This window comes from Streptomyces durocortorensis (assembly GCF_016901035.1).
Classification (GTDB): domain Bacteria; phylum Actinomycetota; class Actinomycetes; order Streptomycetales; family Streptomycetaceae; genus Streptomyces; species Streptomyces durocortorensis.
Genome location: NZ_JAFEUF010000025.1, coordinates 39,385 through 49,665, shown reverse-complemented (window position 1 = coordinate 49,665; position 10,281 = coordinate 39,385). Strand labels below are relative to the sequence as shown.

Sequence of the window (10,281 nt, the reverse complement as noted above, 5' to 3'; positions counted from 1 at the left end):
AAGGGCCCGCCGGAATCCTTCCCGGCGGGCCCTTCCCCTGGCGCGGGTTACCCCTACCGCTTGCGCAGGCGGAACCTCAGCCCCAGGCCCTCGTCCTCGAACGTCTCGCCGTACGTCTCGTCCGCCTCGCCCTCCGCGTAGTCCTCGGCCAGGACCTCGTCCGAGATCAGGGGGGCGTGCTCCGTCAGGGCCTCCTGTGTGGCCTCGGACGTCGTCGTCCAGCGGACGGCGATCCGGTCCGCCACGTCCAGGCCGCTGTTCTTGCGGGCCTCCTGGATCAGGCGGATCGCGTCACGGGCCAGGCCCGCCCGGCGCAGTTCCGGAGTGATCTCCAGGTCCAGGGCCACCGTCGCGCCCGAGTCCGAGGCGACCGACCAGCCCTCGCGCGGGGTCTCCGTGATGATGACCTCGTCCGGGGCGAGGGTGATCCGCTCCCCGTCCACCTCCACCGACGCCGTGCCCTCGCGCAGGGCGAGGGAGAGCGCTGCCGCGTCCGCCTCCGCCACCGCCTTGGCCACCGCCTGCACGCCCTTGCCGAACCGCTTGCCCAGCGCCCGGAAGTTCGCCTTCGCCGTCGTGTCGACCAGCGAGCCGCCCACCTCGGACAGCGAGGCCAGGGATGTGACGTTCAGCTCTTCCGTGATCTGCGCCCGAAGGTCGGCGGGCAGCGTGTCGAAGCCGTTCGCCGCCACCAGCGCGCGCGACAGCGGCTGGCGCGTCTTCACGCCCGACTCCGCGCGCGTCGCCCGGCCCAGCTCCACCAGGCGGCGCACCAGCGCCATCTGGGAGGAGAGCGTCGGGTCGATCGCCGAAGCCTCCGCCGTGGGCCACGACGCCAGGTGGACCGACTCCGGGGCGTCCGGCGTGACCGGGACGATCAGGTCCTGCCACACCCGCTCCGTGATGAACGGGACCAGCGGGGCCATCAGCCGGGTCACCGTCTCGACGACCTCGTGCAGCGTGCGCAGCGCCGCCTTGTCGCCCTGCCAGAAGCGGCGGCGCGAGCGGCGTACGTACCAGTTGGAGAGGTCGTCCACGAACGCCGAGAGCAGCTTGCCGGCGCGCTGGGTGTCGTAGCTCTCCATCGCGACCGTCATCTGGTCCACCAGCGCGTTGAGTTCGCTCAGCAGCCAGCGGTCCAGGACCGTGCGGTCCGCCGGGGCCGGGTCGGCCGCCGACGGGGCCCAGGACGACGTGCGTGCGTACAGGGCCTGGAAAGCCACCGTGTTCCAGTACGTCAGGAGCGTCTTGCGGACCACCTCCTGGATCGTGCCGTGGCCCACCCGGCGTGCCGCCCAGGGGGAGCCGCCCGCCGCCATGAACCACCGCACCGCGTCCGCCCCGTGCTGGTCCATCAGCGGGATCGGCTGGAGGATGTTGCCCAGGTGCTTGGACATCTTGCGGCCGTCCTCGGCGAGGATGTGGCCCAGGCAGACCACGTTCTCGTAGGACGACTTGTCGAAGACCAGCGTGCCGACCGCCATCATCGTGTAGAACCAGCCGCGGGTCTGGTCGATGGCCTCCGAGATGAACTGCGCCGGGTAGCGGCTCTCGAAGATCTCCTTGTTCTTGTACGGGTAGCCCCACTGCGCGAACGGCATCGAACCCGAGTCGTACCAGGCGTCGATGACCTCCGGGACGCGGTACGCCTCCAGCTGGCAGTTCTCGTGCGTGCAGGTGAACGTGATCTCGTCGATGAAGGGGCGGTGGGGGTCGAGCGATGACTGGTCCCGGCCCGTCAGTTCGGTGAGTTCGGCGCGCGAGCCCACGCACGTCAGGTGGTCGTCCTCGCAGCGCCAGATCGGCAGCGGCGTACCCCAGTAGCGGTTACGGGACAGCGCCCAGTCGACGTTGTTGTTCAGCCAGTCGCCGAAGCGGCCGTTCTTGACCGAGTCCGGGAACCAGTTGGTCTTCTCGTTCTCCTGGAGGAGACGGTCCTTGATGGCCGTCGTCCTGATGTACCAGGAGGGCTGCGCGTAGTAGAGCAGCGCCGTGTGGCAGCGCCAGCAGTGCGGGTAGCTGTGCTCGTACGGGACATGGCGGAAGAGCTTGCCCCGCGCGTCCAGGTCCGCGGTGAGCGTCTCGTCGGCCTTCTTGAAGAAGACGCCGCCCACCAGGGGGAGGTCCTCCTCGAACGTGCCGTCCGGGCGGACCGGGTTGACCACCGGCAGGCCGTACGCACGGCAGACCAGGAGGTCGTCGGCGCCGAACGCGGGGGACTGGTGGACCAGACCCGTACCGTCCTCGGTCGTGACGTACTCGGCGTTGACCACGTAGTGGGCCTCGGCCGGGAAGTCGACCAAAGTGAAGGGGCGTTCGTAGGTCCAGCGCTCCATCTCGGCACCCGTGAACGACTGGCCGGTCGTCTCCCAGCCCTCGCCCAGCGCCTTCTCCAGCAGCGGTTCGGCTACGACGAGCTTCTCCTCGCCGTTCGTCGCGACGATGTAGCGGACCCCGGGGTGCGCGGCGACCGCCGTGTTGGAGACCAGCGTCCACGGCGTGGTCGTCCAGACCAGGAGGGCCGCCTCGCCCGCCAGGGGGCCCGAGGTGAGGGGGAAGCGGACGAAGACCGAGGGGTCGACGACCGTCTCGTAGCCCTGGGCCAGCTCATGGTCGGAGAGGCCCGTGCCGCAGCGGGGGCACCAAGGGGCGACCCGGTGGTCCTGGACCAGCAGGTCCTTGTTGAAGATCTCCTTCAGCGACCACCAGACGGAGTCCACGTACTCCGGGTCCATCGTGCGGTACGCGTCGTCCAGGTCGACCCAGTAGCCCATGCGGGTCGTCAGCTCGGCGAAGGCGTCGGTGTGCCGGGTCACCGACTCACGGCACTTGGCGTTGAACTCGGCGATGCCGAACGCCTCGATGTCCTTCTTGCCGTTGAAGCCCAGTTCCTTTTCCACCGCCAGCTCGACCGGCAGGCCGTGGCAGTCCCAGCCGGCCTTCCGGCCGACGTGGTAGCCCTGCATGGTGCGGAAGCGGGGGAAGACGTCCTTGAAGACGCGGGCCTCGATGTGGTGGGCGCCCGGCATGCCGTTGGCGGTGGGCGGGCCCTCGTAGAAGACCCACTCGGGGCGGCCCTCGGACTGGTCGAGGCTCTTGGCGAAGACCTTGCTCTCGCGCCAGAAGTCGAGCACGGCGTGCTCCAGCGCGGGCAGGTCGACCTGGGCGGGTACCTGGCGGTACTGCGGCGATGTCATGTGCGGCTTCCTCCGGCGGATGTCTTCCACTTCCGTCGGAGGGACGAGAGCGTCTCGGCTCCCGCGGTACCACCCTCCTTGGCCCCGGGCGTGTGCCCGTGGCCCCCTCATTGGGGTCGCGATGCCGGGTCTAGTGGCCTGGTGTCCGCGGGCAGACCCACGTGTCCAAGGCGTTCTTCCGGCGGCTCAGGGGTGATCTTCACATCGCGCTCGCCCCCGGGCTCCCACCGTCCCCGGGTCGCTGCTGGCTGCGTACGGCGCTACTCGTCCCGTCGATGCCTCTCGCTGGGGTCAGTGTACGGGCCCGTACGGGCGACGGCCGACCGGTTTACCGGGGGCGCGTGGGCGTTACCCGAGTGGCGGGACGGGGGACAAGGACTTCCCGGCGGGGCCCGGGGGCCGATTACCGGGCGGGGAGCTGGGAACAACGGAGGCAGGCGAGCCACGACCGGACACGGGGGAGGGCGAGAGGGCGGCGTGCCCCGTTGCCGCGGGGCTGGAGTCGATTTATCGTCCCAGCACGATTCGCGAGCAAGATCACTATATGTGAAGGGGCCGCGGCCATGGTGGCGAAGAAGGCAGCGAAGAAGACGGTGAAGAAGGCCGCCGCCAAGAAGACCGCGGCCAAGAAGGCGGCGGCCGGCGACAAGCCCGCCGCCAAGAAGAGCACCGCCAAGAAGACCGCGGCGAAGAAGACCGCGAAAAGGGCCGCAGCGTCGGCCACGGAGGCGGCACGGGCCGCCGATCAGACGGGAGCCCCCACGGTGGTAGCCAAGAAGAGCGCGAGTCGTCCCGCAGCAGGCGCACAGGCCACGGCCCCCGTGCCGCCCGCCCGTGCCGCCGCCCCGGACGAGCTGGCCGTCCGGCCCGGGGAGGATCCGTGGACTCCCGAGGAGGTCACCGAGGCCCGCACCGTGCTGACCAGCGAGATCCTGCGGCTCCGCAGTGAGCTGGAGGCCTCCGGCGCGGCCCTCGCCGGACTGATGCGGGACTCCGGCGACGGCGCGGGCGACGACGAGGCCGACACCGGCACCAAGAACATCACCCGCGAGCACGAGCTGTCGCTCGCCGCCAACGCCCAGGAGATGCTGGAGCAGACCGAGCGGGCGCTCGCCCGGCTGGAGGCGGGGACGTACGGGCTCTGCGAGATCTGCGGCAAACCGATCGGCAAGGCGCGCATGCAGGCCTTCCCCCGGGCCACCCTGTGCGTCGAGGACAAGCAGAAGCAGGAGCGGCGCGGCTGATCCGCACAGGTGTGTCGTACCCTCATCCGAAGGCAGGCACCTAGGGTTGAGGGACTTACGTGGCAGAGGCGGAGCGCATCATCGGTACGCCGGAGAATCCCGAGGCCGAGGGCACGGACGAAGGCGGCAGCACGGCCGCCGACGCCGCCGTGAACGCGGGCCGGGGCAAGCGGAAGGTCCTCGTTCTGCTGAGCGTGGCCGTCGTGGCCTATCTGCTGGACCTGGTCACGAAGATGATCGTGGTCGCGAAGCTGGAGCACCAGCCGCCGATCGACATCATCGGCGACTGGCTGCAGTTCCGGGCGATCCGGAACGCGGGCGCCGCGTTCGGGTTCGGCGAGGCGTTCACGGTGATCTTCACGATCATCGCCGCCGGAGTGATCGTGGTCATCGTCCGGCTGGCCCGCAAGCTCTACAGCCTGCCGTGGGCCATCGCCCTGGGTCTGCTCCTGGGCGGTGCGCTCGGCAACCTCACCGACCGGCTCTTCCGGGCGCCCGGCGTGTTCGAGGGCGCGGTGGTCGACTTCATCGCCCCCAAGCACTTCGCCGTCTTCAACCTCGCCGACTCCGCCATCGTCTGCGGCGGCATCCTCATCGTGATCCTGTCCTTCAAGGGCCTGGACCCCGACGGGACCGTCCACAAGGACTGACCGGGCTCCAGGGACCGACCGGGCTGCGCGGGGAGCGTGTCGCGCAAGGCATACTCGACTGGTGAGTACGCACCCCGAGATCCGCACCCTGCCCGTACCGGACGGCCTGGAGGGCGAGCGCGTCGACGCCGCCATCTCCCGGATGTTCGGTTTCTCCCGCACCAAGGCCGCCGAGCTGGCCGCAGCCGGGAAGGTCCAGGTGGACGGTTCGGTGGCCGGGAAGTCCGAGCGCGTCCACGGCGGCGCCTGGCTGGAGGTCGAGATGCCGGGGGCGCCCGCCCCCGTCCAGATCGTCGCCGAGCCCGTCGAGGGCATGGAGATCGTCCACGACGACGACGACATCGTCGTCATCATGAAGCCGGTCGGCGTCGCCGCCCACCCCAGCCCCGGCTGGACCGGCACCACCGTCATCGGCGGCCTCGCCGCCGCCGGCTACCGGATCTCGACGTCCGGCGCCGCCGAGCGCCAGGGCATCGTGCACCGGCTCGACGTCGGCACCTCCGGCCTGATGGTCGTCGCCAAGTCCGAGCGCGCCTACACCCTGCTCAAGGCCCAGTTCCGCGACCGGGTCGTCGACAAGAAGTACCACGCCCTCGTCCAGGGCCACCCGGACCCGATGAGCGGCACCATCGACGCCCCCATCGGGCGCCATCCCAACCACGACTACAAGTGGGCCGTCACCGCCGAGGGCAAGCCTTCGGTCACCCACTACGACCTCATCGAGGCCTACCGCGCCGCCAGCCTCCTCGACATCAAGCTGGAGACCGGCCGCACCCACCAGATCCGGGTCCACATGTCCGCCCACCGGCACCCCTGCGTCGGCGACCTGACGTACGGCGCGGACCCGACGCTGGCCAAGCGCCTCGGGCTGACCCGGCAGTGGCTGCACGCCGTGCGGCTCGGCTTCGAGCACCCGAGCGACGGCAGCTGGGTGGAGTTCTCCTCCACCTACCCGGCCGACCTCCAGCACGCCCTCGACACCATCTCCGCGGAGAGCCAGTGACCGCCGGGCCCACCCCGTACAGCACTCGCAGGGCCGTCGAGGAGAGCGACCTCGCCGCCTGCTTCCAGGTCCGCAAGGACGTCTTCGTCGGCGAGCAGAACGTGCCCGAGGAGCTGGAGTACGACGCCTACGACGAGACCGCCGTGCACGTCCTGGCCGTCGCGGCGGACGGTACCGCGCTCGGCACCGGGCGGCTGCTGCACGGCGCGGACGCGGCCTCGAAGACCGGTGGCGACCTCACCGTCGGCTCGCTGGGCCGGCTCGCCGTGAGCCGTGAGGCCCGCGGCCTCGGCGTCGGCGCGGCCCTCGTCGTGGCCATCGAGGGCGAGGCGCGGAAGCTGGGCCTGGCCGCCGTCGACCTGCACGCGCAGACGCACGCCCTCGGCTTCTACGAGAGGCTCGGATACGTCGCGTACGGCCCCGAGTTCCCCGACGCGGGCATGCCGCACAGGGCCATGCGGCGGGAGATCCGCCCGGCCTGAGCACCGCGAGCGGAGGCATCGGCCCGATCCCGGGGGGTATCGGCCGAAACGTGCACCGCGCGTGGCAGGGTGGAGCCCTGTTCGGCCGCTCGTGACCTGCCGGACCCGCACGCTCCGGAAGGCCCCTCGTGGAACAGATGTCCCTGCTGCTCCTGCTGCTGCTCGGAGCCGTGGTCACGGTGCCGCTCGGCGACCGGCTGGGGCTGCCCGCGCCGGTGCTGATGACCCTCGCGGGCATCGCGATGGCGTTCATGCCGTTCGTGCCGAACGTGGACATCCCGCCGGAGATCATCCTCCCCGCGCTGCTTCCGCCGCTGCTCTACGCCACCGTCCAGCGCACCTCCTGGCGGCAGTTCGCCGCCAACAGACGCCCGATCCTCCTGCTGGCCGTGGCGCTCGTCTTCGTCACCACGGCCGCCGTCGCCGCGGTCGCCAACTCGATCGTGCCGGGGCTGCCGATCGCCGCGGCCGTCGCGCTCGGCGCGCTCGTCGCCCCGCCCGACCCGGTCGCGGCGACCGCTGTGGCGGGTTCCGTGGGACTGCCGCGCCGACTGGTGTCGATCCTGGAGGGCGAGGGCCTCTTCAACGACGTGACCGCCATCGTGCTCTACCACGTGGCCATCGCCGCCGCCGTCAGCGGCACCTTCTCGCTCCCCGAGGCCTTCGGGCTGCTGGTCCTCTCCGCCGTCGTCGCGGTCGCCGTGGGCCTCGCGCTCGGCTGGCTCACCATCAAGCTGATGAACCTGCTCGGCGACGCCACCCTCCAGGTCGGCCTGACCCTGCTGGTGCCCTTCGTCGCCTACGTGCTGGCCGAGGAGCTGATGGGTTCCGGCGTGCTCGCCGTCCTGACCGTCGCGCTGTTCCTCGCCGAGCACACCGCCGACGCCGACGACGTGCTCGGCCGGCTCACCGGACGTACCTTCTGGGACATCGTCGACACCCTGGTCACCGGCGTCGCCTTCGGGCTGATCGGCCTGGAGCTGCACACCGTGTTCGGCACCGCCGACGGGCACGCCCTGGAGATGGTCGGCTGGGGGCTCGCGATCGTCGCGGTCGTCGTCGGCGTACGGCTGCTGTGGCTGCTGCCCGCGACCTGGCTGGCCAAGCGGCTGCACACCCGCCGGGACGTCAGCGAGGAGCTTCCCACCAGCTGGCGGGAGACCGTCGTGATGTGGTGGGCCGGGATGCGCGGGGTGGCCTCCGTCGCCCTGGCGCTGGCGATCCCGCTGGAGACCGACGACGGGCAGCCCTTCCCCGGCCGGGACGAGATCATCTTCATCGCGTTCGCCGTGATCATGGCCACCCTGGTCTTCCAGGGGCTCACCCTGCCCTGGCTGGTCCGCAAGCTGAACGTCCGGGCCGACACCGCCGCCGAGGAGGCCCTGGAGAGGGACCTCGCGATCCGGGCCGCCAAGGCCGCCAAGTACCGCCTCAAGGAGATCCAGGAGGTCGAGGACTTCCCCGAGGAGGTCGTGGAGCGGCTCCAGCGCGCCGCGTACGACATCGGCGCCCGGATCAGCCCCGACATGGTCGACGAGGAGCGGCGCGAGGCCTACGCCCAGCGGGCGAAGCGCTTCAAGGCGATCAGCCGCATCCAGCGCGAGATGATGTCGGCCGCCCGCCACGAGGTGCTCTCCGCGCGCAGCGAACCCGGCTCCGACCCGGAGGTCGTGGACCGGGTGCTGCGAAACCTGGACTTCCGCTCGCTGCGGTGAGCCCTCGGGGCCTTCAGCCACGGCCCGGGGGCCTCAGCCCCGGCCCGTGCGCGGGGCCTTGGAGTCGTCGCGGTCGGCGGGCGGCGCCGTTCCGTTGCGGCCCGCCCGGCCCAGCTTCGCGCCCGTCAGCTCCGCCCACTGCTCGCCCGGCGGCAGAACGGCGGGCGCGGTGGCGATCCGCGGCAGCGCGTACGGATGGTGATCGCGCAGCCAGCCGATCAGCTGCTCGCGCACCGCGCAGCGCACCGTCCAGATGTCGTCCGCGTCCTTCGCCGTGACCACCGCACGCACCTGGATCGTGGACGGCGTCGTGTCCGTGACGGCCAGCGACCAGTCCCGGCCGTCCCAGGCGGCGATGTCACCGAGGATCTCCCGCAGCTTCTCCCGCATCGCGGCGACCGGGGCGGAGTGGTCGAGGTGGAAGAAGACCGTGCCGGTCATCTGGACCCCGCCGCGCGACCAGTTCTCGAACGGCTGGCTGGTGAAGTACGAGACCGGCATCGTGATCCGCCGCTCGTCCCAGGTCCGTACCGCCAGGAACGTCAGGGTGATCTCGTCGATCGTGCCCCACTCGCCGTCCACGACCACGGTGTCCCCGATCCGCACCATGTCGCCGAAGGCGATCTGGAGCCCGGCGAAGAGATTTCCCAGTGTCGACTGGGCGGCGACACCCGCGACGATGCCGAGCACACCGGCCGAGGCGAGCATCGACGTGCCGACCGCCCGCATCGGCGGGAACGTCAGGAGCATCGCGGCGATCGCGACCACCGTCACGACCGCCATGACGACCCGCTGGATCAGGGTGACCTGCGTACGGACCCGGCGTACCCGGGCCGGGTCGCGGGTGGCCGTCGCGTACCGGGCGTAACTGGCCTCCACGACCGTCGCCGCGATCCGCACCACCAGCCAGGCCGAGGCGCCGATCAGCACCAGGGTCAGGACCTGGCCGATCCCGGCCCGGTGGTCCCGCACCCAGTCGATCTTCGTCGCGCGGTAGCTGCCGCGCAGCAGCGCCGTGATGATCACCACCTGCAACGGAAGCCGGCAGCGCCGCAGCAGCCCCCACAGCGGGGTCTCGTGGTGACGGCTGTCGGCCCGCCGCAGCAGCAGGTCGACCAGCCAGCCGACCAGCAGGGTGATCACCACGGAACCGCCGATGACGATCAGCGGGCGCAGCACGCTCTCCATTCCCTCGTCCTCCCAGATGTAGGGGCGGCCGACAGGGTGCGAATGGCACCATGGGCCTCATGAACATCATGCTTTTCCACTCCACGTACGGGCTCACGCCCGCCGTGCACGCCGCGGCCGCGCGCCTCAGGGACGCCGGCCATGAGGTGCGCGTGCCCGATCTGTTCGAGGGGCACACCTTCGACACGGTGGAAGAGGGCATGGCGTACAAGGACGAGGTCGGCAAGGACGAGCTGCTGAAGCGTGCCGTGCTGGCCTCCGCGCCCTACTCGGACCAGGGGCTCGTCTACGCCGGCTTCTCCCTCGGCGCGGCGACCGCGCAGACCCTGGCGCTCGGCGACGCGAAGGCCCGGGGGCTGCTGCTGTTCCACGGCACCTCGGACATCGCCGAGAATGCCTCGGTGGACGAGCTCCCCGTCCAGCTGCACGTCGCGGACCCGGACCCCTTCGAGTCCCACGACTGGCTGAACAGCTGGTACCTCCAGATGCAGCGGACGGGCGCGGACGTCGAGGTATACCGCTACCCGGGGGCCGGGCACCTGTTCACCGACCCCGACCTGCACGACTACGACCAGGCGGCCGCCGAGCAGACCTGGAAGGTCGCGCTCGGCTTCCTCGCCACCCTGTAGAGCTTTCCGGGCCCGCTGAGCCTGCCGGACCCGCTGGGCTGTCCGGGCTCCCGGAGCAACGCGAGGAACCCGGGGGGGGGGGGCCGGGGGGGGGGGGGGGGGGGGGGGGGGGGGGGGGGGGGGCGGGGGGGGGGGGCGGCGGCGCGCCCGGGGGCGCGCGCGCGGGGGAAAGG

The 10,281-nt window shown here is 71.3% G+C and carries 8 protein-coding genes; 6 read left to right on the top strand and 2 right to left on the bottom strand.

What is annotated here, in order from left to right; all coding sequences use genetic code 11:
- Positions 1-53: 53 nt before the first annotated feature.
- A complete protein-coding gene (gene ileS, locus JS521_RS08120) occupies positions 54-3,197 on the bottom strand; it encodes an isoleucine--tRNA ligase (RefSeq protein ID WP_205082050.1) in 3,144 nt (1,047 codons plus the stop codon).
- Between the two features lie 563 nt (positions 3,198-3,760).
- Here ileS and JS521_RS08115 point away from each other — a divergent pair.
- The 5 genes from JS521_RS08115 to JS521_RS08095 all read left to right on the top strand — a co-directional run bounded on the left by JS521_RS08115 (position 3,761) and on the right by JS521_RS08095 (position 8,291).
- Positions 3,761-4,441, top strand: a complete 681-nt coding sequence (locus JS521_RS08115) for a TraR/DksA family transcriptional regulator (RefSeq protein ID WP_205082049.1) — start codon at positions 3,761-3,763, stop codon at positions 4,439-4,441.
- A gap of 59 nt (positions 4,442-4,500) precedes the next feature.
- The gene (gene lspA / locus JS521_RS08110; RefSeq protein ID WP_205082048.1) at positions 4,501-5,091 is read left to right on the top strand and encodes a signal peptidase II; all 591 of its coding nucleotides are present in this window, start codon (positions 4,501-4,503) and stop codon (positions 5,089-5,091) included.
- A gap of 61 nt (positions 5,092-5,152) precedes the next feature.
- Positions 5,153-6,094, top strand: coding sequence for an RluA family pseudouridine synthase (locus JS521_RS08105; protein ID WP_003969718.1), 942 nt, complete (start codon positions 5,153-5,155; stop codon positions 6,092-6,094).
- On the top strand, positions 6,091-6,576 hold the full coding sequence (locus JS521_RS08100) for a GNAT family N-acetyltransferase (RefSeq protein WP_205082047.1): 486 nt from the start codon (positions 6,091-6,093) through the stop codon (positions 6,574-6,576). The genes JS521_RS08105 and JS521_RS08100 overlap by 4 nt, the downstream gene beginning before the upstream one ends.
- A 128-nt stretch (positions 6,577-6,704) precedes the next feature.
- Positions 6,705-8,291, top strand: coding sequence for a Na+/H+ antiporter (locus JS521_RS08095; RefSeq protein WP_205082046.1), 1,587 nt, complete (start codon positions 6,705-6,707; stop codon positions 8,289-8,291).
- A 33-nt stretch (positions 8,292-8,324) separates the two neighbouring features.
- Here JS521_RS08095 and JS521_RS08090 read toward each other — a convergent pair whose 3' ends face one another.
- Positions 8,325-9,479: a mechanosensitive ion channel family protein gene (locus JS521_RS08090; RefSeq protein WP_205082045.1), complete on the bottom strand. Its 1,155-nt coding sequence runs from the start codon at positions 9,477-9,479 to the stop codon at positions 8,325-8,327.
- A 50-nt stretch (positions 9,480-9,529) separates the two neighbouring features.
- On the opposite strand from JS521_RS08090, the gene JS521_RS08085 reads away from it, so the two are divergent.
- Positions 9,530-10,108 (top strand): dienelactone hydrolase family protein, encoded by a 579-nt coding sequence (locus JS521_RS08085; protein ID WP_205082044.1) that lies wholly within the window; start codon positions 9,530-9,532, stop codon positions 10,106-10,108.
- Positions 10,109-10,281: the final 173 nt, after the last annotated feature.